This is a genomic window from Granulicatella sp. 20925_1_28 (genome assembly GCF_041433575.1).
Lineage (GTDB): Bacteria > Bacillota > Bacilli > Lactobacillales > Aerococcaceae > Granulicatella.
The window spans coordinates 178584-199509 of the sequence record NZ_JAPWBS010000001.1; the positions used below are offsets into that span (position 1 = coordinate 178584).

Consider the following 20926-nt stretch of genomic DNA (forward strand, 5'->3'; position numbering starts at 1 on the left):
AGAGATGCTCTGTAAGTCGTTTTTTTGTTATTTAATAGATTTATTAACCACGTGCTAAACGTGTACGAATCTTCGTAGATACGAACTCAATGAATAATACTAGAATGATTAATCCACAAAGAATTGCCCCTACTTCATTCCATTTGTAAGCACTCATGGCAAACATTAATGGCGAACCGATACCACCGGCACCAACCATCCCTAGAACCGTCGCATCTCTTAAGTTCATATCAAAACGATAAATCACTGTTGAGATAAATGAAGGAATTAACTGTGGTAAGATCCCAAAACGAATCTTTTGATATAAATTACAGCCACTAGCGTCTAATGACTCTAAAATCTTGTAATCTAAGTCTTCGATAGCTTCAATATAAAGCTTAGAAATCATCCCGATTGATGCTACAGACATCGTTAATAATCCTGTGAACGGACCTGGTCCAGTTACACGGATAAACATTAATCCGTAAATCAGAGTTGGTACCGTACGAATGGCCATGATTACTGTACGGAAGATTAATGCTACTGGCTTTGGAACGATATTCGTTGCAGATAAGAACGCAAATGGGATTGCTAAAATCGAACCAACTAATGTTCCTAGAAACGCAATACAGATTGTTTCTAATAAAAGATAAGCGACACCTTTATTCGACATATCGAATAACAAAGTTGTATCTGGTGTGAAAATCCCTTTAATAATATTTTTAGAGATTTCTGCCCCATTTTCAGGAATTTTACTTAATTCAATCGTTGTTCCAGACCAAGCAACAAGTGTTACAAGAATTAAAACAACAATTAATTTTACGATCCAAGTACGAGGGGCTTTTTGATATTGATTTAATACTGCTTCATTCATAGTTGTCCCCTCCTACGCTAATTTAGTACGTAAATAATAACTAATACTTTCGATAATAACTACAGTAAAGAATAAAATTACTAAAATCATACCGACATTGCTATATTCACGCCATCCTAAGTTTTCGTTTAAGATAATCCCGATACCACCGGCACCAACATACCCAAGAATTGAAGCGTAACGAACGTTCCCTTCAAAACAGTATAAAGAAGATGCGATGTATCCTGGTAAAATTTGAGGAATAATAGCATTAGAGAATGCTTTTCCTTTTGTTGCTCCTAGTGCTTCTGCAGCTTCGAAAGCGCCCATATCAACTGTTTCAATTTGTTCATATAGTTGTTTACCGCAATACGCAAATGTATATGTAGCAATCGCAAATGTACCAGCAATTGTACCTAAACCGAAGATATAAGTCGCAATTAAGGCTGTTACTAATGTAGGTAATGTACGAACCACACTTAAGAACAAACGGCTTAAACTAATGATAAATTTGTTTTTTACAATATTACTTGAAGCAATAATTGCAAATGGAATTACTAAAATCGACCCTAGTAATGATCCAAGTAATGACATCTTAATCGTATCAATTAATGGATCCCAGATAGAACTTGAATATTCCCAATTTGGTGGGAACATTTTACCGATAATAACGAAGAACTGGCCTCCGCGAGTCATCAATGTTTTTAAGTTAAAACCAGTAATCTTACCTGCAAAGTACATTGCAATTAATAGTAAGATGGTAATAAAAATCACTTTAGAGCGTGGTTCTTTTACCGTTGTCCCGTTTTCTAATGTATATTCTTTCGGTGCGAAGAGTTTTTTAAGCTTCATTTAACTCCTCCGCCTTTCCTTTATAAATTAGATCCAAGACTTCTGGTGTTACTTCTGAACTAGGACCATCATATACGATTTCACCATCTCTAATTCCGAGGATACGATCCGCGTATTCAAGTGCTAATTCAACGTGGTGAATATTTAAAAGGATTGAGATATTCATATCCTTGTTAATGCGTTTAAAGTCTTCCATAACGCGTTTTGCTGTCACTGGGTCAAGAGCCGCAACTGGTTCGTCGGCAAGAATAATTTCTGGATTTTGAGCCAATGTACGAGCTAAGGCCACACGTTGTTGTTGACCACCTGATAATTGGTCTGCACGAATAAATGCTTTATCTACAATGCCAACTTTATCTAACGCTTCCAATGCATGTAATTTCTCTTGTTTTGTATAAATACCGAATAACGAACGGAAGAACGGAATATCCGGAACAATAGATGTCAATACATTTTTAATAACTGTTGTTCTTGTTACTAAGTTGAATGATTGGAAGATCATCCCAACCTTATTTCTACGGAATTTACGTAGAGATTTCCCTTTTAATTTCGTAACATCGATACCATCAACTGTTAATTTCCCTTCGCTGATATCTAGCATTCGGTTAATCGTACGAATTAATGTTGATTTACCGGCACCAGAAAGCCCGATAATCGATACGAATTCTCCTTGTTCAATTTCTAAATTAATATTTTTAAGACCTTTAACCCCGTTTGGATAAGTCTTAGATACGTTCTCAAATTTAATCATTTTATTGCCTCTCTCTCAAAAAAGGGTCAGGAGAAATATCCTAACCCTCATTTGATATTCATTACAAATTTATTAGTTACCTGATTTTAGTTTTTTAAGTAATTTTTGTGCTTCACGTTCTTTATCGTAGTCGCTAGCGTTAGCTTTCTTATAGCCTTTATGAGAGTAGATCTTGATAATTTCTTTACCTTCATCTGTCTTAGCGATATTCATCATTGCGTTTGCAAATGCTTCTTTAAATGCATCGTCTACGATTGGAGAAGCTTTACTTACTGAAATTGTGTCGTTGTAAATATCTGGAGTAACACCGATAACGTTTGTTTCTTTGAAGATGTCTTCTGAACGGCCGTAATCGCTAGTCCATTTCTTAGCGTAGTCATTACGAACGTCAGCATAACCAACCATGATATCAATTTGTCCTGATGCTAAACGAGCTGCAGAACTTGCGTATGAGTCAGATTGTACAACGTTTTGTAAGTCAGAAATACCTTTACCGTATTTATCTTGTAACCATAATGTTGGGTAGATATAACCTGAAGAAGATGAAGTTCCTAACACTCCCCATTTAGCAGAGTTTAAGTCATCCCAAGTTAATTCTTGACCGCTATTGATTTTAGCTGCTAATTCTTTCCCTTTCTCAGTAGGACCAGCAATGATTAAACCTTTATATGAAGTTGCTTGCTCTGTTCCGCGCTTAGTTTCTAAGCCATCGTTCCAGTCTTTAGGATTAGAAGAATCTTTTAATAAGTTATCACGAGTAGCTGTTAATAATACGTCAACTTCTTTGTCGTATAAAACATAAGTACCACCAGGTAAGAAACCTACATCCGCACTACCAGATGCTAATGCTTCCCCTACTGCGTCAAAACTTGTTCCGACAGTGATGTCCACGTTTTTAACATCGTAGCCCTCTTTTGCTAATTCTTGTTTTAATAGTTCTTTTAATGGCTCTGTAGCAGTAACAATTGCTTCAGGATCACGAGAAGGTACGAATGCTACCTTTAAAGTATCGATTGATTTTGAACCACTTTCTTTTGATTCAGAACCAGAACCTGAATTGCTTGAACATCCAGCTAAAAGAGCTAATGATGATAAACCAATTGCTAATTTAGACCAAAAAGACTTTTTCATAAAAAAATATCCTCCTAAGATACGGTTATATAGTTAGAAATTAAGATATTCTTAACCCCTTCTATAATCTTACAAGACATACACGAAAATTACAACCCATAACATTGTAAATATGAGTATTTTCATACATTTTACATATTTCAAACACTGTAAAAATAATGTAAGCGTGTGAAACACGAACTATAAAACACGAATGTTCGGTATTTAAGACCAAAAAAAGAAACCTCCCTAATGTAGGAAGGTTTCAATCTTATTATTTATTTGGAAAATGAGATCTTAAGAATTGGTTTGCGAACTTAATGTCTTCTAACCAGTTTTCTTGACCTACATACCAGAATTCACCAGTGAAACGATTTACGCCGATTGATAAGAATGTATCAACCATGCGTTTGAAATCGATTTGGCCAGTACCAAATGGAATTTCACGGTAATGTCCAGGAATTGTTTCTTTTAAGTGAGCTGCAACAATATGCCCTCTTCCTAATTCGATATCTTCATAGACATTTTTTGCACCAGGTTCTAATGATGCGTTCATTAAGTTACCTGAGTCTGGATATACTTGTAAGTATGGAGATTTCACTAATTCAACAAAACGCATAGATTTTTCTACAGTATTCATAAATGGGGTTTCCATTGTTTCGAAACCAAGAAGAATTCCTTTTTGAGAAGCCATTTCAGTAGCTTTCTTAAGGTTTTGAATGAAGTAATCTAATGTTACTGCATCTCCTTCTTCGTAATAAACATCGTATCCAGCTAATTGGATTACACGAACACCTAAATCATCTGCTAATTGAATCGCTTTTTCCATGATTTCTAGACTACGTGCACGAGTAGCTTCATCGTGTGATCCAAATGGATATTTACGGTGGCCACTTAAGCACATTGAACGAATTGGAACACCAGTTTCAAACATATCGTTTACTAATTGTTGGCGTTCTTCTTTAGTCCATTCTAGACGACTTAATTTTTCATCAGTTTCATCAATACTGATCTCTAAAAAGTCAAATCCAGTTGCTTTTACTGTTTCTAACTTTTCTTTAAAACTAAGTGTGTTTGGCATTGATTTTTCATACAAACCAAGTTCATAAAACTTTTTATTGTCCATAGTAAGCATTCGCTCCATGTTTTCTTAAGTAGTGTTTATCTAAAATTGTTTGTGACATTGGCTTCATATTTGGGTTTAAAGCAAAGTTATGCCATGCCATGTTTGCAACGTATTCTAATACAGTAATGTTGTGTACTGCATCCATTGCGTCTTTACCCCATGCAAATGGTCCGTGGTTGAATACTAAAACTCCAGGAATTGCATTTGGATCTTTATCTTTGAAAGTCTCAACGATTACTTTACCTGTTTCTAACTCATAAGCACCTTTAATTTCAGCTTCAGTCATTTCACGAGTGCAAGGGATTGTTCCGTAGAAGTAGTCACCTTGTGTTGTTCCAAATGCTGGAATTTCTTGTCCTTGTTGAGCCATCGTAGTAGCCCATAGAGAGTGAGTATGCACTACTCCATTTACATCTTTGAAATTACGATAAATTTCTAAGTGAGTATCTAAGTCTGAAGAAGGTTTTAGAGCTCCTTCTACTTTATTTCCGTCGATATCCACAATTACGATATCATCAGCAGTTAGTTTATCATAGTCAACGCCTGAAGGTTTGATCGCAATAACCCCTGCTTCACGGTCGTACTCTGAAACGTTACCCCATGTAAAAATAACTAATCCATGTTTTGGTAACTCTAAGTTTGCTTTAAATACACGTTCTTTTAATTGTTCGTATGCCATTGTAGAACCCCTTCTTATAGGCCTAAAGCTTCAGAAATTTTTTCAGTCATTTCTTTTTCAGATAATAAGTTTTGTAAGCCTACAATTTTAGTGTTTGGTAAATCTAATCCATCAAATACTTCTAATAAAGCTGATGAAATAACTACTAAATCATAGTTTTTAGCTGAAGATTTTGCTTCAGAAACTGCACAGTGGTGAACTTCTAAAGGAATGTTCAATTTTCTGAACACGTTTGTTAATTTCATTTTGATAATTTGGCTTGAACCCATTCCGCTTCCACATGCTGCTAATACTTTCATATTTTACATCTCCTTATATTGTTAGAGTATCGGATAGAACACTACCCGATACCCTAATTTTACTATATTCTTTTTCTTTTTAAAATTAGTTTTGCTTAGACTCTAAGTATGTTTCATAGTCTTCAGCAATAGTAAAGTAATGTTCTTTGTTTTTGCTGTATTGTAATTGAGGGATTACTAATAAGATTAATAATACGATACCTAAACCAATGTATTGGAAGTTTTGCATTAAGAATCCGAATCCAACCCAAATTGTATCCCAGTCAAAGTTACCATGCCATCCACCGTATGCAGCTAAACCAAATGCACCTGCGGCAATTGCTCCACCTAATACTTGGATCACACCTGATAAGAATGTCAAGATTGAAGCAGCACGTAAACCACCTTTATGGTTAGCGTATACTGCGAATGTAGCGTTGTCGAAGAATACTGGTACGAATCCAGTGATGATTAATACTGGAGATTTGAATACGATTAATCCTAAGATTGCTACGATTTGTCCTAATACCCCGAATAAGAAACCAACTGTTACAGCGTTTGGAGAACCGAATCCGTAAACTGCAGCACAGTCAACCGCTGGCATAGAACCTGGTAATAATTTGTTAGAGATACCTTGGAACGCTTCTGATAACTCAGCAACGAATAAACGAACCCCTAATTGTAAGATTTGAACATAAACAGTGAATGTTAATGCTGTTTGTAAAATGTAGAAGAAGAAGTCGTCTGATGCTTTTAATGTAGTCATTTTGAATTTAGAAGCAGCAACTGTTAATTCTTGTCCATTTACGCCTACTAAGTAGTCTTTACCTAATACTAATAAGATTGCACCGAAGAACACGATCATTAAGATTGATGTTGCAACGATTGATTCTTTGAAGATTGATAAGAAACCTGGTAATTCAAGATCTTCAATCTTCTTGTCGCTTTTACCTGAGAATTTAGGAGCTAATTTGTCAACTAACCAAACCCCAAACATTTGTTGGTGACCAATTGCAAATCCGCCGCCTTCTGTTAATTCTTGTGTAGCTTCTACTGTTAAGTTTGCAGCTACTGCCCAATATACACCTAATACAATACCTAATAAGATTACAAATTGTAATTGGTTTACGTTATCACCTAAAGCTAAAGCCATTAACCAAGTTGCTGTAGCAGATTGTTGCACCATGATGTGACCAGTGATGAATACTGTACGAACTTTAGTTAATTTACGGAAGATAACTAATACTAAGTTAGTTAAGAACGCAACTAATAATACTTGTACTGTTAAACCTGTTGCATGACCAGCTGATTTTAATGCAGCTTCTGCAGCAGCTTGACCGAAGTATGGGTCAATAACAGCAGCTTGTAATCCGAAACGATCCCCTAAAGCTGCTAAAACTGGACGGAAGTTTGAAACTAATCCACCAGCGGCTACGTTTAAGATCATGTAACCTACAACTGCTTTAATAAAACCTGCTAATGCATCGTACCATTTACGACCTAATAGTAAGTAACCAACTAAAACGATTAAACCAACAAAGTATTGTGGTTTAGTAAAAATGTTAGCATAGAAGAATTGCCAAAAACTGAATAAAAATTCCATTATTATTCACCTATTCCTTTTAAAATTTTTTCTAAGTCCTCTTTTGAGCGCGCTTCTACAAACGCATTGATAATTGTTTCATCATCTAATAATGTCACTAACTCTGATAAGTTGTTTAAGTGTTTTTCATTATCAGTTGATGCTAAAACGAAGAATAAATGTGGTTGGTAGTCAGCACCTGGTCCAAAGTCCACAGCTTCTTCAACGTTCATAAATGCTACAGCAGTATCATTTACCCCTTTTCCTTCTTGAGCATGAGGGATACAGATTTCTGGAGCAATTACGATGTAAGGTCCAAATTCATGAACATTACTAATAATGTAACCTGGGTATTCAGGTTCAATGATCTTTTGTTCTAATAAAGGTTGGCAAGCTTTTTTAATAGCTTCTTCCCATGTTAGAGAACCTTTTTGGAACGAAAATCGACCATTTTCGATAATCTCTTTTAACATATGTTCCTCCTTGTGTTATTAAGAAATCGTATTCATTATTACACTTTGGTAAAGCCTAGAGTGGGTTAGCTCTAGGCTCTCCAAATTTATTTAATGACAATATTATAAGAATGATGGGAATGGCACATCATTGTCGATTGAGAATACATCGTCAAATCCACGGTAGAAGTTGAATTCTAATTTATCTTTGTCAGTTGGGTAAGTATATTTACCACCAACTTGCCAAATGAATGGTTTGAATTTGTATTCTAGGCGATCTTTCTTGAATTTCCAGATTTCTGTAATTTCTTTTGGATCAGCTTGGAAGTTAGCCCAAATGTCATAGTGAACTGGGATAACAACTTTAGCGTTTAATGATTCAGCCATACGTAACATATCCACTGAAGTCACTTTGTCAGTGATACCACGAGGGTTTTCACCGTAAGCACCTAAGCACACATCGATTTCATGTTCGTTACCATGTTTAGCAAACATGTTTGAGTAGTGAGAATCTCCTGCGTGATATAAGTTACCACCACTTGTTTTGAATAAGTAGTTAACAGCGATTTCGTCCATATCTTGAGGCATTTTACCTTTAAGAACTTCACCGTCTTTAGCTGTTACTAAAGCTGTACGGTCAAATGCTTCTAAAGCAACGATTTCGATGTCTTTGATTTTAACTGAGTCTCCTGGGTGTACAACGATTGTACGTTCAGCAGGAACTCCCCAACCTAACCAAGTGTTTACTACTTCTTGTGGTCCTACGAATTTAGCTTCTGGACAGTTGTTAGCAACTGCAGCAGCTGTGTTAATGTCTAAGTGGTCTGAGTGAATGTGTGTTACTACTAAAGCGTCAACGTTTTTCACTTCGAATGGATCGATTACGAATGGTTGAGTACGTAAGTTTGGTTGTAAGTTTTGGCAACCACTCATACGTTGCATTTGGTGACCAGTTTTCATTTTTCCGTTGCCGTGGCTACGTTTACCAGTTCCGCACCATAAGTCGCATAAAATGTTAGTGTTTTTTTCTGATTTTAACCAGATACCAGTACATCCTAACCACCACATAGCGAATGTTCCAGGTTTCACTTCTTCGCGTTCGATTTCCTCGTTTAACCAAGTTCCCCACTCTGGGAAAGTTGATAAAATCCAAGATTCTTTTGTTACATCTTTGATATTTGCCATTGTTTTTCCTCCTTGGGATTAACCCCAGATACGTTTGATTTCTTCTTTAAATTCACGAGCAGATTGCGCTGGGTTTTCAGTAGCGTAAATTCCGCGTCCTGCGATGAATGTGTAAATTGGAATTCCTTCAAACACTTTTAATGTGTCTTTTGTTAATCCACCTGTTGCTGAAACTTTGAATCCCATGTCGATTAGACGACGGATTTTATTTAAATCAGATTCAGTCCAAGTAGCTCCTGCAAATAGAGCATCACGGCTTTGGTGGAAGATTGCTTGATCGATACCAGCGTCTCTCCATTGTTGTGCTTGTTCAAATGTCCAATCACCATACAATTCAACTTGTAGTGATTTTACTTCTTTGTTAGCAGCTTCCATAGTTGGGATAGTTGCGCAACAAATAACTGTCATCCAGTCAGCTCCAGCAAGTGCAACGTTTTTAGCGACAGTTGTACCAGCATCAGCACATTTTGTATCAGCAATGATTACTTTATCAGGGAAAGCGCTGCGTAAGCATTTAATCGCTTTGTCTCCTTCGTTTAAAAGTAAAATTGTTCCTGCTTCAATAATGTCTACTTCGTTTCCAACTGCAAGAGCATCTTTTAATGCATCTTCGATACGGTTGTGGTCCAAAGCAACTTGTAAATTAGGAATTGCCATTATATCATTCTCCTTTTCTATCTTGCCTTAAACAATCATAAAATCATAACGTCTTACGATAATGATCATTTAATAAGTTACGGTACCAATTCATGTTATTAGTATAGTATAACCAATTTTGGGTTACAACCGTTTACAAACAAGTAATCGAATAATCAGTTTTATGATTGTTTGCGTTTACTTTACGAACGTTTGGAAATAGTCAATATAGTTACTTATATAGGAAGAATTCGTGTTTTTGAGTTTTTAAATCGACTAAAATACGTGTTTTGATCATTTTAATTTGTAAAATAAAAATACCTTCTCTATCACTGAGAAGGTATTTTAGAATTATTTTTCAATGATGACTTCTTCAGAAGTATCATCTTCCGTTAATCGAACATGAATGACTTCATCTAAAGAAGTTGGTACATTCTTTCCAATGAAATCCGGACGAATTGGAAGTTCTCGATGTCCTCTATCAATTAGAATCGCTAAACTGATTCTCTTTGGTCTATCTACATCCATAATTGCATCTAAAGCAGCTCTGACAGTTCTTCCGGTAAATAATACGTCATCTACTAATACTACTTGTTTACCTCTAATATCGCATGGAATATGCGTTCCGTTTAAAACTGGAGCTTCAGTTTCTTCACTATTATGTCTATCATCTCGGTATAATGTGATATCCACTTCACCAACTGGAACTTTTATTTTTTCAATTGCCGAAATCTTTTCAGTAATGCGTCTCGCTAAGGTGATTCCTCTTGTTTTAATTCCAATAATCACTAAATTAGACAAATCTTTTTCTCGCTCGATAATTTCATATGAAATTCTAGTTAAAGCTCTGTTAATGGCGCCTTCGTCCATAATTCTAACTTCTTTCATTGTCGTCTCCTCTACTCTGAAAAACGTCCCTTATGCACTTGGATAAATTCCTCAAATTCTTTTGGTGGTTCCACTTCGAAGTTTAACTTTTCTCCAGTCACCGGATGTGTGAAGCTAAGTGTTTTTGCATGTAAAAATTGACCAAATGGTGTCGCATGTTTCCCTTTTGGATGATACAAAGGATCATTTACAATTGGATGTTTGATAAACTCCATATGCGCTCTGATTTGATGAGTACGACCTGTTTCTAAACGACAAGACACTAACGAATAATCAGAGAATGAGTCTAGAACTTCAAAGTGAGTGACCGCACGTTTCCCACCTTTTTCTACAACACGTTTTAAACGGTTAGTCTGATGACGAGACAATGGAGCGTCAATCACGCCTGTTTCATGTGCAAAGTGTCCATCTACAATGGCAATATACTCGCGGTTCATCTTATTTTCAGCAATCTGCTGCGCTAGCTTTTGATGAACTTCATTATTTTTGGCAACTACTAATAAACCACTTGTATCTTTATCGATGCGGTGCACTAATCCTGGACGATAGATTTCTTCGCTTCTGCTATCCGATAAACTATTCGAATGGTACAACAATGCGTTTACGAGAGTTCCACTATAGTGCCCCTTAGATGGATGGACAACCATTCCGCTTGGTTTATTCACAACCATTAATGAATCGTCTTCAAATATAATATCTAATGAAATATTTTCAGGCTGTATGGTAATGGCTTCTTCCTCTTTTTGAAGAATCGTTACTTCGTCCCCGTTTTGTGCCTTGTAGTTTGATTTCACGACTTCTCCGTTTACTAAAACAAGATCTGATTTTAGCCAATTTTGAATCGTACTTCTGCTTAATCCTAATTCAGCCGTTAAGACTTTATCTAATCGTTCTGTCTTTTCTAAATTAAGTGTTAATTCCTTAAATACTGATGTCATAACGTTCTCCTATTTTGATTGTTCTTTAAAAATAACATAATAGAATAAGAAGATTACCCCAAAAGTTAAACAAATATCAGCTACATTAAAAATTGGAAAATCAATAAATTCAAATTTAAACATATCAACTACATAACCTAAACGAATACGGTCGATAAAGTTTCCAACTGCTCCAGCTAAAATAAAAGCATATGCTGTCAATAATAATTTTGATTTTCCTTTCTCCTTAAACATTAAGTATAAAAGTGTTCCAACAGCTACTGCAGTAATTGCGTAGAAAAAAAACATCTTCCCTTCGAACATTCCCCATGCTGCTCCGGTATTTCGAACGTATAAAAGGCTCACAATTCCATTAATAAACTGCATTCCATCATGTAAGCTAAAGTTATTTACAATCCATAATTTCACTAATTGATCTGCAATAATTAGTAAAGCACTTAAAATTAAATATAAAAACATATCGACTCTCCATTTCTTTTCAATAATAGTATTGTACAAAGAAGTCAATGGTTAGTCAACGAACTGAAAATGACGTTAAAATGAAACACTTTTTTCCACTCAAGGGGTAAAAATAGGTAAAATTTAACTGAAAATGGGGAGAAAGTCCTAAAAATCAACCAAAAGATTGAAAAATCATTAAAATACACGTATAATATCAACAAGAAAACGCATTACTGTTAAAGGAGTGTAATATGAAAAAAATCGCAGCCAAGGTATTCTTGATTAGCGCTGGGTTCTTATTTTTAGGAGCTTGCGGTAATACAAAGAAAAGTGCCGAATCTACTGTTCAAGAAGTACAAGATACCTTACCTGTTGTCGTTCAACAATTAAATGACATTCAAGCGTTAGAAAATTCGTTACAATCTGATTGGGAAGCGGATATCCATGAAGATTACACGATGGCTAACTATGCTAAGAAAACGGGTAAAGTATTCACCAATATTCAAGAACGTCAGCAATTGTTGAAGTCTATGCAAAAATCGCTCAAAGTATTAGCAGATGATGCGACTAGACTAAGTAACTTGAAGGATAAGAACCTCCCTTCTGCTGAGATTCAAATTGTAGTTTCTAATCTTCAATCGATTGTTTCTAAGTTGAAAAACTACTCTGAAATGTCTCAAAAACAATTAGAAAAGGAAGCTGAGTTCTTCGTCAGCATTTCTGGAGGCAAACAAACAACCGATGAATTAAGAGCGCTAATTATTGAAGTGAATAACTCTGCTAATGAGCGTCAACAAATTATCGAAGAGATTAATTCTCCTATTAGTGAGTTAGATCGTCCAATTCGAATTCTAAAAGCACGTTTGGCGAATAACGGAAAGGGTGAGTAACCATTATGAAGAAAAAGGCTATATTAACAAGTGTTCTCGCTGTGGCTTCTGTTAGTTCTCTACTCGCTTTCTATCCAATCGCAAACGCACAAGATGCTGCTGATAGTAAGTTGAATTTAAGAACAAATAGTTTGCTTAGAATGCCTGCAAATATTCCGCAAGAACATATTTATGATTCAGGTATTTCTATTCCATACCCTGAAGACGGTGTTAAAGGCGTGTATTTACAAGCTTTCCGTGCAAAAGGACAAGACTTAGAAAACATGATTCAATTCGTGAAGTCTACTCCAATTAACTCACTAGTTATCGATGTACGTGATGGTTATGGACAAATTACCATGCCTCTTGATACAGATAACCAACTCGTGAAAAAACATACCGTCAATGAAGTGACAGATACGACTGCTCTTCTAAAACGACTAGAGCAAGAACAAATCTATCCAATTGCGCGTATAGTATGTTTTGGAGACCGTTACGTTCCAAAGGAAAACCCTGAGCGTTCATTCAGAAATGCATTAGGCCAACTGTGGTATACGGATGACGGTGAAACATTCTTAAATCCATTCCTTAAAGAAAACTGGGAATATATCGCTGAAATCGCAATTGGTGCTGCTAAAGCTGGATTTAAAGATATCCAATTAGACTACGTTCGTTTCCCTCTCGGATTCGAGACAGTATCTGACGACTTAGTATTTGATAAAGGTGACTATGCTCACATAAAAAACGATGATGAAGCTCGTATCGCAGCTATCACTGACTTTGTAGCGTTCATTCGTGAAAAATTACAACCATATGGTGTTCACCTATCAGCGGATATTTTAGCGCATGCGATTACTGAATCGAAAATCGGTGGTATTGGACAAAAGTTTGTTAACATTGCGGATAAAGTAGATGTGATCTCTCCGATGATTTTCCCAAGTCACTGGGTGAATTACGCGTTAGATGTAAAAGATCCTGATAAAGATCCTTACGAAATCGTGAAACGTTATATGGTAATTGAAAAAGGCTATGTGAAGACATTAAATCCTTCTCCTATTTCAAGACCTTGGATTCAAGCCTTCACGGCCGACTTCCTCGGTGAAGGAAATTATCAGCTCTATACTGCTGATGTCATCAGTGAAGAGATTCAAGCTCTAAAAGAAGCCGGTGTAACTGAGTATCTTCTCTGGAACGCAGCTTCTCAATATTCAACTGAAATTAAATTCTAATCAAAAAGGACTTCCAAATGATTTTGGAAGTCCTTTTCTATGGCTTTTTTATTGTGTTAATGAACTATAGTCGAAGTTTGCTAATACTGCTTTCACTTCTTGGTCAGTATCTCCTAAAAGCGCTGAACCATTACTTGTACGGTCGACAAGTGTTAAATCCATTGGTCTAACAACTTTTGATTCGCCGTTTCCAGCAACAATCGTGTATTCGTTCGTTGAAGTAATTTCTCCATCTAAAAATACGACGCGATGCGGTTTAGTTTTCAATTCACGAAGAACCATCAACCCACGTTTTGCACGTGTAAGCATTGAGATTTCTAATACATTGAATCGTTTTACAGCTCCGCGTTGTGTTGTAAGAAAGGCAGAAACAACTTTATGCTCTAATGAGTAAACCATCGCTCCAGCAACAAAATCCTCTTTACGAAGATTGATTGCTTTCACACCGCTGGCTACTGTACCAACGACTGGAATTTCGCTTAATTCATAGCGTAAGCCAAATCCGCAGTGCGTTACAATAAATACTTCTAGCCCTTCTGGATTCGTTACAACTACTTTAACAACTTCATCGGTCGTTGTCTTAAGTTTCATCGCATTACTTGTACGAGTCTTGTATCCTCGGTACGTTGTAAACTCATTGAATAATGTTTGTTTCACTAAGCCCTCTTTTGTAAAGAAGACAACCGTCCACTCTTTATAAGAGTCATCACTATCTTTAGATTTAATGAATCCAGTTAGAATAACTTCATTGCTACCTAAAGAAATAGACTGGCTTAAGTGGTTTCCAACATCTTTCCATTTCGCTTCTGGAATTTCATGCACTGGTAAGTGTAAGTAATTTCCTTTTGAAGTAAATAGAATAAGGTTATCTAATGTCGAAGCTTTTTGGCAAAGGATTACTTCATCCCCTTCACGCATTCCGTTTTCTTCTGGAGCGCTTGAAGCAAACGAACGTTGGCTAACACGTTTGTAGTACCCTTGTTTAGTAGCAACAACATACACTTCTTCTTCAGTAACTAACACTTCAGTTTCAATCTTAATCTCTTCGATTTCTGCTTGAATTTGCGTTAAACGAGGAGTTGCATATTTCTTTTTCAAGTCTCGCAATTCACTCTTCATCACTTGAAGAAGTGTCTTTTCAGATTTTAAGATACTTAAAAATGTCGCGATTTGCTCATTTAAATCAAGCTTTTCATTTTGAAGGATTGTTATATCCGTATTCGTTAAACGATATAATTGTAAACTTACAATCGCTTCTGCTTGAATCATTGTGAAATCGTATGTCTCTACTAAACGTTCTTTAGCATGTTTCTTATCTTTACTATTACGGATTAAGGCGATTACTTCATCTAAAATCGATAAAGCCTTCATCAAACCGTCTACGATATGCAAACGATCTTGAGCTTTCTTCAAATCATACTGTGTACGTCTTGTAATCACTTCTTTTTGGAAGTTGATATACGAAGTTAGAATTGTTTTTAATCCGACTTGTACTGGACGGCGCTCATCGATAGCGACCATATTGAAGTTATAGTTGACTTGTAAGTCTGTATTCTTCAGTAAGTAGTTTAGAATTCCTTCTGCGTTGGCTTCTTTCTTCAATTCAACAACGATTTGAAGCCCTGTACGGTCAGATTCGTCCCTTACTTCAGCAATCCCGTCAATCTTCTTATTCAAGCGAATTTCATCAATTTTCTTCACTAATAAAGCTTTGTTTACTTCATACGGAATTTCAGAAATGATGATTTGCGATTTTCCACCTTTAATCGGTTCGATTTTCGTTTTCGAACGAATAACTACTTTACCGCGTCCAGTTTCATACGCTTGTTCCAACTCTTCAATCCCTTGAATAATTCCTCCGGTTGGGAAATCAGGGCCTTTTACAAACTGCATTAATTCTTTCACAGTGGCTTTAGGATGGTCAATTGCATGAATGGTCGCGTCAATCACTTCTCCTAAGTTATGCGTTGGAATTTCTGTAGCATAACCAGCTGAAATTCCTGTAGCTCCGTTAACAAGAAGGTTTGGATAACGAGCAGGAAGTACAGTTGGTTCTTCTTCGGTATCATCAAAGTTCAATACGAATTCAACGGTTTGCTTATCTAAATCGCGGAGTAATTCTTCTGAAATTTTAGATAGACGAGCTTCCGTATAACGCATCGCAGCGGCTGGGTCGCCGTCCATACTACCGTTATTTCCGTGCATTTCAATTAACACATCACGAAGCTTCCAATCTTGACTCATACGAACCATTGCTTCATACACTGAAGAGTCGCCGTGTGGGTGGAAATTACCGATTACGTTACCGACTGTTTTAGCTGATTTACGGAATTGTTTATCGCTAGTATTTCCATCGATAGACATCGCATATAAAATACGACGTTGTACTGGTTTTAAACCATCACGGATATCAGGAAGAGCACGGTCTTGGATAATGTATTTTGAATAACGTCCAAATCGGTCGCCCATTACATCTTCCAGATTCAATTCTTGAATATCTTGAATTTGACTCATACTATTCCTCCTCTCCTAGTAACGACAATTGTTCTACATGATCAATTGTTGATTCTTTTTTCTTAACTGATGGTTTCTTTTCTTCTTTTTTCGGACTAGCTGTTGTGCTAATAGCATTTACGTCTGATTCTAAAATGCTCTTATCTTCTTCTAGACCAAACTCAACGTGACGTTCAATCCACTTACGACGAGGTTCAACTTTATTCCCCATCAATGTGCTGACACGACGTTCTGCTTGTGCTTTATCGTCGATCACAACACGAATTAACGTTCTTGTATCTGGATTCATGGTCGTATCCCATAATTGGTCAGCGTTCATTTCCCCAAGACCTTTATAACGTTGTAATAAGTAGCCTTTTCCGACTAATTTAGTCTTCTCTTCAAGTTCTTTTTCTGTCCAAGCATACTCAACGACTTGTTTCTTACCTGTCCCTTTAGAAATCTTATATAAAGGTGGTAATGCAAGATATACTTTTCCTGCTTCAATCAATGGTTTCATATAGCGGTAGAAGAATGTTAATAGTAAAACTTGAATGTGGGCACCATCGGTATCCGCATCGGTCATAATGACAATCTTGTCATAGTTACAATCTTCAATCTTAAAGTCACTACCAACACCGGCACCAATCGTATAAATAATTGTATTGATTTCTTCATTCTTCAGAATATCTGAAATTGATGCTTTTTCAGTATTGATTACTTTACCACGCAACGGAAGAATCGCTTGGAATTTACGGTCACGACCTTGTTTTGCAGAACCACCGGCAGAATCTCCCTCTACTAAGTATAGTTCATTCTTCTTAGGGTTCTTGCTTTGCGCAGGCGTTAATTTACCAGAAAGAAGAGTTTCTTTCTTCTTGCCCTTCTTACCATTACGGCTTTCTTCACGGGCCTTACGACTCGCCTCACGCGCTTCACGTGCTTTAATGGCTTTACGAATTAATTCCTGTGCAATTTCACCATTCTCCGTTAAGAAGAATCCTAATTGCTCAGAAATCGTATTATCCACAATCCCACGTGCAGCAGGTGTTCCTAATTTATCTTTTGTTTGTCCTTCGAATTGTAGGATTTCTTCAGGAATACGAAGCGAAATAATCGCTGTTAACCCTTCACGGACATCGCTACCTTCAAGGTTTTTATCTTTATCTTTTAATAGTCCAACTTTACGTGCGTATTCGTTAAATGCTTTCGTTAAGGCACTCTTCATTCCCACTTCATGAGTACCACCGTCTTTTGTACGAACATTGTTAACAAAAGATAAAATCGTTTCTGAATAGCCATCGTTATATTGGAACGCGAATTCAGTTTCAACACTATCCACTGTGCTATCAAAATCAACTACAGGAGATAATGTATCTTTTTCTTCATTTAAATATTGGATGAAATCACGAATTCCTTCTTCATAATGGAAAGTTTCAGATTCACCTGTACGTTCATCAGTCAATACAATTGTAAGACCTTTTAATAAGAATGCAGATTCTCTTAAACGTTCTGCTAATGTTTCATACGACCAGTTCGTCGTAGAGAAAGTCTTATCACTTGGTAAGAAAGTTACTGAAGTTCCAGAACCGCGTCGGCTTGTTTTCTCTTTCTTAACCGTTCCTACAGGTTCTCCACCGTTTTTGAACGACTGTTTGTATAAAGTACCGTCACGTAACACTTCTACTGTTAACCAATCTGATAACGCGTTAACAACAGACGCCCCAACACCGTGGAGACCACCTGATGTTTTATAGCCACCTTGGCCAAATTTACCACCTGCATGCAGTACAGTAAAAATAACTTGAATCGTTGGAATTCCAGAAGCGTGTTTCCCAGTAGGCATCCCACGACCATTATCTTTTACAGTAAGCGATTGGTCTTTATGAATTGTAACTTCAATTTTTGTTGCATAACCTGATAAAGCTTCATCGACTGCGTTATCCACAATCTCGTAAGCTAAATGATGAAGCCCGCGGTGATCTGTTGATCCAATATACATCCCTGGACGTTTACGAACAGCTTCAAGACCTTCTAAAACCTGAATCGCATCATCATTATATTGATTCGTTACTTTGCTCATTTAATACGCTCCTTTTTTTGTCATCTTATCTATAATACTTGTTTTTCGCGATTTTCGCAAGATTTCTCCTTAGAAATGGCGCTAAATTAACCTTTCTCATCCGTTGTATAGACAGCACCTTTTATGTTAAACTGTCACTAGACTGTTTTAAGGAGAAATGAGTTTATGTCATTTACTTTTATTATAGGTGCTGCTGTAGCGTACCTACTCGGGTCTATTCCATCTGGATTATGGATTGGACAAACATTCTTTCAAAAAGATATCCGTGAATTTGGTAGCGGGAATTTAGGATCTACAAACGCGTTCCGTGTTCTAGGCGCAAAAGCAGGTTCTGTTGTGTTATTTTGTGACGTATTCAAAGGGTCTCTAGCAACAATTCTTGCAATGACTATCTTCAAACAACCAAGTATTTCACCGCTTTGGATTGCATCTTTTGCAGTGATTGGTCACACTTTCCCACTCTTTGCTTCATTCAAAGGTGGTAAAGCCGTAGCGACTTTTGCTGGAATGATTTTAGCCTATCAACCATTATTATTACTCTACGGATTAATTATTTTCTTGATACTATTAGCAATCACGCGTATGGTTAGTTTGACTGCAATGGTGACCATTTCTTTAGGTGTTCTCTTATCATTACTCTTTAATGATTGGGTACTAACAGCATTTGCACTTGCTATTGATATTTTCATCATTTATCGTCACAGAGCCAATATTCAACGAATTCTTAATGGAACTGAAAATAAAGTCCCAATGCCTTGGGATAAGAAAAATAAAGACACTAAGTAAATCTTAGTGTCTTTTCTTTTTATTCGAATACAAATGTCGCACATGATTGATATGGTGTATTTTTAGTGATTCGGAGAATATTTTTCTTTTCTTCCAGATTTAAGGTAGTCTCACTTGCTAAGTCTGGATAACCATCCCATGGTTCAAAACAGATAAATGGTGAGTCATCTGGCATTGTCCAAACACCAACGGCTTCGATTCCATTTAGATGAACCGTTACACTTCTCTTTCCTTTAGGAGAATACAATTTTCCTTTAAACTTAGGGTCTTTTGATTTAAATAACAATACATCATTTGTAAATAAATCATGATGCAATGCAAAGTCTCCTTTGGTAAAGGGAACTCCCTCTAAAGATGCTAGATAAGGGATTTCAAGCTCCAATTTCGAAACAGGAGCTTCACTCTCTAATTGAATATGATAATCTTCAAAAGTAAGACCTTCCTCAAGAGGTACTGCGAATGCAGGATGCCCACCAATTGCAAAATACAACTCTGGACTAGTAGTTAATACGCTATAAGTCATCTTTAATTCATTAGATTCTAAAGTATATTGAAGTCTCAGTTCAAAGTTAAACGGATATTCTTCCTCTATCATTTCATTTGTTAGTAAGAACGTAACGAAACTCTCGCCTTGCTCTTCTAGTCGGAAGGCATAATCCCGTGCAAATCCATGCTTTCTAGCAGGGTATCTCTTTCCTTCATATACAAATGAATTTTCTCTAATAGCTCCAATATTTGGGAAAAGAATTGGGGATTGCTTATTCCAATGGATTCCATCTGGTTGATACATATATTCTGTATTAGTTTCTTTTGAAAAAACTGAAGTGAGTTCTGCTCCAAACAGCTTAATTCCAACTTTTAAGTGCTCATTTTCAATAAAGATTTTTTCCATAATCATCGCCCCGATTTACGCGTGTTTTAATTCTGACAATAGTGAAGACTTAATATTTTCATTCTTAATTTTTATGTAAGTCCCTTTCGTACCTAAACTTCTGCTTTCGATAATACCAGCTGATTCAAGCTTACGGATTGCATTCACGATGACTGTACGAGTGATATGGTATTCTTGAGCAATTTTTAGAGCAGTGAAACGCAAATCCATTCCATCGAATAGACCTAAAATTACTTTAATGGCTTCTAATTCACTATAAGACAATGAGTTAAGCGCGAGATGTACATTTTGTTGCTCACGTTTTTCTTGCTCAATCTTGCGAGTATACCAATGAAGCATTTCTGTTCCGATTACTGTAGCTGCATGCTCCGCCAAGATTAAATCATCTGTAGAGAAAGGTTGTCCTTCTTTCCCCATCACAACGAACCCGAGTTGTTTTCCTGAAGCAAAAATAGGAATTACGGTAGTCATCGCTTCTTGGAAGTTATCATGCAGTTCAACAGGGAAAATTGTCAAGTTATCTGTTACTGGAATATTTTCCTTTGTGAACTTTAAGGTCGTCAATTCTTTCATATAAAAGTCCGGAAATTGACGATTATCCTTATATTCTTTCATACGATCGTTGTTCACTTGGAACTCATCATGAATTCCTAACATTCTCCCGTCGATTGAAGCAATATATAAATCGACCTTTAGCAAAGCTCCTAAGATTTCCGTTAACTTATTAAATGGTAAGTCCGCAGTTTCTGAGTCTCTCCACACGTTGTCGTATTGCACAATCTCGTTTATTTTTCGTAAATCAGCTAATATTGTACGCACAAGTG

At 36.5% G+C, this 20926-nt stretch carries 21 protein-coding genes; 3 read left to right on the forward strand and 18 right to left on the reverse strand.

The window, feature by feature from the left end:
* Positions 1 to 43: 43 nt before the first annotated feature.
* The 14 genes from phnE (O3793_RS00780) to lspA all read right to left on the reverse strand — a co-directional run bounded on the left by phnE (O3793_RS00780) (position 44) and on the right by lspA (position 11768).
* Positions 44 to 853, reverse strand: coding sequence for a phosphonate ABC transporter, permease protein PhnE (gene phnE, locus O3793_RS00780; protein ID WP_371444859.1), 810 nt, complete (start codon positions 851 to 853; stop codon positions 44 to 46).
* 12 nt (positions 854 to 865) lie between these two features.
* Positions 866 to 1684, reverse strand: coding sequence for a phosphonate ABC transporter, permease protein PhnE (phnE, locus tag O3793_RS00785; RefSeq protein WP_371444861.1), 819 nt, complete (start codon positions 1682 to 1684; stop codon positions 866 to 868).
* A complete protein-coding gene (phnC, locus tag O3793_RS00790; RefSeq protein ID WP_285252281.1) occupies positions 1674 to 2435 on the reverse strand; it encodes a phosphonate ABC transporter ATP-binding protein in 762 nt (253 codons plus the stop codon). Before phnC ends, phnE (O3793_RS00785) begins: the two co-directional genes overlap by 11 nt.
* 72 nt (positions 2436 to 2507) lie before the next feature.
* Entirely contained in the window at positions 2508 to 3566 is a 1059-nt protein-coding gene (locus tag O3793_RS00795; RefSeq protein WP_371444864.1) for a phosphate/phosphite/phosphonate ABC transporter substrate-binding protein, read from the reverse strand.
* A 253-nt stretch (positions 3567 to 3819) separates the two neighbouring features.
* Positions 3820 to 4671 carry an L-ribulose-5-phosphate 3-epimerase gene (locus O3793_RS00800; protein ID WP_285252283.1) on the reverse strand — a complete coding sequence of 284 codons (852 nt, stop codon included), beginning with the start codon at positions 4669 to 4671 and terminating at the stop codon, positions 3820 to 3822.
* Positions 4661 to 5350: an L-ribulose-5-phosphate 4-epimerase gene (locus O3793_RS00805; RefSeq protein ID WP_048711881.1), complete on the reverse strand. Its 690-nt coding sequence runs from the start codon at positions 5348 to 5350 to the stop codon at positions 4661 to 4663. Before O3793_RS00805 ends, O3793_RS00800 begins: the two co-directional genes overlap by 11 nt.
* A 14-nt stretch (positions 5351 to 5364) precedes the next feature.
* The gene (locus O3793_RS00810; RefSeq protein ID WP_005605475.1) at positions 5365 to 5649 is read right to left on the reverse strand and encodes a PTS sugar transporter subunit IIB; all 285 of its coding nucleotides are present in this window, start codon (positions 5647 to 5649) and stop codon (positions 5365 to 5367) included.
* An 85-nt stretch (positions 5650 to 5734) separates the two neighbouring features.
* The gene (locus O3793_RS00815) at positions 5735 to 7231 is read right to left on the reverse strand and encodes a PTS ascorbate transporter subunit IIC (protein ID WP_048781965.1); all 1497 of its coding nucleotides are present in this window, start codon (positions 7229 to 7231) and stop codon (positions 5735 to 5737) included.
* 2 nt (positions 7232 to 7233) lie between these two features.
* Positions 7234 to 7683, reverse strand: a complete 450-nt coding sequence (locus O3793_RS00820; RefSeq protein WP_371444867.1) for a PTS sugar transporter subunit IIA — start codon at positions 7681 to 7683, stop codon at positions 7234 to 7236.
* A gap of 102 nt (positions 7684 to 7785) precedes the next feature.
* Positions 7786 to 8847: an L-ascorbate 6-phosphate lactonase gene (gene ulaG, locus O3793_RS00825; protein WP_005605469.1), complete on the reverse strand. Its 1062-nt coding sequence runs from the start codon at positions 8845 to 8847 to the stop codon at positions 7786 to 7788.
* Between the two features lie 18 nt (positions 8848 to 8865).
* Complete coding sequence (locus O3793_RS00830) at positions 8866 to 9504, reverse strand: 3-keto-L-gulonate-6-phosphate decarboxylase UlaD (protein WP_048711867.1); 639 nt, start codon at positions 9502 to 9504, stop codon at positions 8866 to 8868.
* Positions 9505 to 9834: 330 nt separating this feature from the next.
* Entirely contained in the window at positions 9835 to 10371 is a 537-nt protein-coding gene (gene pyrR / locus O3793_RS00835; protein ID WP_371444870.1) for a bifunctional pyr operon transcriptional regulator/uracil phosphoribosyltransferase PyrR, read from the reverse strand.
* Positions 10372 to 10382: 11 nt separating this feature from the next.
* Positions 10383 to 11309 carry an RluA family pseudouridine synthase gene (locus O3793_RS00840; RefSeq protein WP_371444872.1) on the reverse strand — a complete coding sequence of 309 codons (927 nt, stop codon included), beginning with the start codon at positions 11307 to 11309 and terminating at the stop codon, positions 10383 to 10385.
* 9 nt (positions 11310 to 11318) lie between these two features.
* Entirely contained in the window at positions 11319 to 11768 is a 450-nt protein-coding gene (gene lspA / locus O3793_RS00845; protein WP_371444874.1) for a signal peptidase II, read from the reverse strand.
* A 233-nt stretch (positions 11769 to 12001) separates the two neighbouring features.
* Between lspA and O3793_RS00850 the strand changes: the two genes are divergently transcribed.
* The gene (locus O3793_RS00850; RefSeq protein ID WP_371444876.1) at positions 12002 to 12640 is read left to right on the forward strand and encodes a YkyA family protein; all 639 of its coding nucleotides are present in this window, start codon (positions 12002 to 12004) and stop codon (positions 12638 to 12640) included.
* Between the two features lie 5 nt (positions 12641 to 12645).
* Positions 12646 to 13848, forward strand: a complete 1203-nt coding sequence (locus tag O3793_RS00855; protein WP_371444877.1) for a putative glycoside hydrolase — start codon at positions 12646 to 12648, stop codon at positions 13846 to 13848.
* Positions 13849 to 13896: 48 nt separating this feature from the next.
* Here O3793_RS00855 and parC read toward each other — a convergent pair whose 3' ends face one another.
* Both parC and parE read right to left on the reverse strand, forming a co-directional pair.
* On the reverse strand, positions 13897 to 16362 hold the full coding sequence (gene parC, locus O3793_RS00860) for a DNA topoisomerase IV subunit A (protein WP_371444879.1): 2466 nt from the start codon (positions 16360 to 16362) through the stop codon (positions 13897 to 13899).
* A 1-nt stretch (position 16363) separates the two neighbouring features.
* On the reverse strand, positions 16364 to 18424 hold the full coding sequence (gene parE, locus O3793_RS00865) for a DNA topoisomerase IV subunit B (protein WP_371444881.1): 2061 nt from the start codon (positions 18422 to 18424) through the stop codon (positions 16364 to 16366).
* Between the two features lie 165 nt (positions 18425 to 18589).
* Here parE and plsY point away from each other — a divergent pair, with 165 nt between their 5' ends.
* A complete protein-coding gene (gene plsY / locus O3793_RS00870) occupies positions 18590 to 19210 on the forward strand; it encodes a glycerol-3-phosphate 1-O-acyltransferase PlsY (RefSeq protein WP_371444883.1) in 621 nt (206 codons plus the stop codon).
* A gap of 19 nt (positions 19211 to 19229) precedes the next feature.
* Here plsY and O3793_RS00875 read toward each other — a convergent pair whose 3' ends face one another.
* Positions 19230 to 20102 carry an aldose 1-epimerase family protein gene (locus O3793_RS00875; protein WP_371444885.1) on the reverse strand — a complete coding sequence of 291 codons (873 nt, stop codon included), beginning with the start codon at positions 20100 to 20102 and terminating at the stop codon, positions 19230 to 19232.
* Between the two features lie 15 nt (positions 20103 to 20117).
* The gene (gene codY / locus O3793_RS00880) at positions 20118 to 20921 is read right to left on the reverse strand and encodes a GTP-sensing pleiotropic transcriptional regulator CodY (RefSeq protein WP_371444887.1); all 804 of its coding nucleotides are present in this window, start codon (positions 20919 to 20921) and stop codon (positions 20118 to 20120) included.
* Positions 20922 to 20926: the final 5 nt, after the last annotated feature.

What these genes read in the sequence shown, in the direction of transcription:
- phnE (WP_371444859.1), bottom strand. Translation starts at nt 853, where the DNA reads ATGAATGAAGCAGTATTAAATCAATATCAAAAAGCCCCTCGTACTTGG.
- phnE (WP_371444861.1), bottom strand. Translation starts at nt 1,684, where the DNA reads ATGAAGCTTAAAAAACTCTTCGCACCGAAAGAATATACATTAGAAAAC.
- phnC (WP_285252281.1), bottom strand. Translation starts at nt 2,435, where the DNA reads ATGATTAAATTTGAGAACGTATCTAAGACTTATCCAAACGGGGTTAAA.
- O3793_RS00795 (WP_371444864.1), bottom strand. Translation starts at nt 3,566, where the DNA reads ATGAAAAAGTCTTTTTGGTCTAAATTAGCAATTGGTTTATCATCATTA.
- O3793_RS00800 (WP_285252283.1), bottom strand. Translation starts at nt 4,671, where the DNA reads ATGGACAATAAAAAGTTTTATGAACTTGGTTTGTATGAAAAATCAATG.
- O3793_RS00805 (WP_048711881.1), bottom strand. Translation starts at nt 5,350, where the DNA reads ATGGCATACGAACAATTAAAAGAACGTGTATTTAAAGCAAACTTAGAG.
- O3793_RS00810 (WP_005605475.1), bottom strand. Translation starts at nt 5,649, where the DNA reads ATGAAAGTATTAGCAGCATGTGGAAGCGGAATGGGTTCAAGCCAAATT.
- O3793_RS00815 (WP_048781965.1), bottom strand. Translation starts at nt 7,231, where the DNA reads ATGGAATTTTTATTCAGTTTTTGGCAATTCTTCTATGCTAACATTTTT.
- O3793_RS00820 (WP_371444867.1), bottom strand. Translation starts at nt 7,683, where the DNA reads ATGTTAAAAGAGATTATCGAAAATGGTCGATTTTCGTTCCAAAAAGGT.
- ulaG (WP_005605469.1), bottom strand. Translation starts at nt 8,847, where the DNA reads ATGGCAAATATCAAAGATGTAACAAAAGAATCTTGGATTTTATCAACT.
- O3793_RS00830 (WP_048711867.1), bottom strand. Translation starts at nt 9,504, where the DNA reads ATGGCAATTCCTAATTTACAAGTTGCTTTGGACCACAACCGTATCGAA.
- pyrR (WP_371444870.1), bottom strand. Translation starts at nt 10,371, where the DNA reads ATGAAAGAAGTTAGAATTATGGACGAAGGCGCCATTAACAGAGCTTTA.
- O3793_RS00840 (WP_371444872.1), bottom strand. Translation starts at nt 11,309, where the DNA reads ATGACATCAGTATTTAAGGAATTAACACTTAATTTAGAAAAGACAGAA.
- lspA (WP_371444874.1), bottom strand. Translation starts at nt 11,768, where the DNA reads ATGTTTTTATATTTAATTTTAAGTGCTTTACTAATTATTGCAGATCAA.
- O3793_RS00850 (WP_371444876.1), top strand. Translation starts at nt 12,002, where the DNA reads ATGAAAAAAATCGCAGCCAAGGTATTCTTGATTAGCGCTGGGTTCTTA.
- O3793_RS00855 (WP_371444877.1), top strand. Translation starts at nt 12,646, where the DNA reads ATGAAGAAAAAGGCTATATTAACAAGTGTTCTCGCTGTGGCTTCTGTT.
- parC (WP_371444879.1), bottom strand. Translation starts at nt 16,362, where the DNA reads ATGAGTCAAATTCAAGATATTCAAGAATTGAATCTGGAAGATGTAATG.
- parE (WP_371444881.1), bottom strand. Translation starts at nt 18,424, where the DNA reads ATGAGCAAAGTAACGAATCAATATAATGATGATGCGATTCAGGTTTTA.
- plsY (WP_371444883.1), top strand. Translation starts at nt 18,590, where the DNA reads ATGTCATTTACTTTTATTATAGGTGCTGCTGTAGCGTACCTACTCGGG.
- O3793_RS00875 (WP_371444885.1), bottom strand. Translation starts at nt 20,102, where the DNA reads ATGGAAAAAATCTTTATTGAAAATGAGCACTTAAAAGTTGGAATTAAG.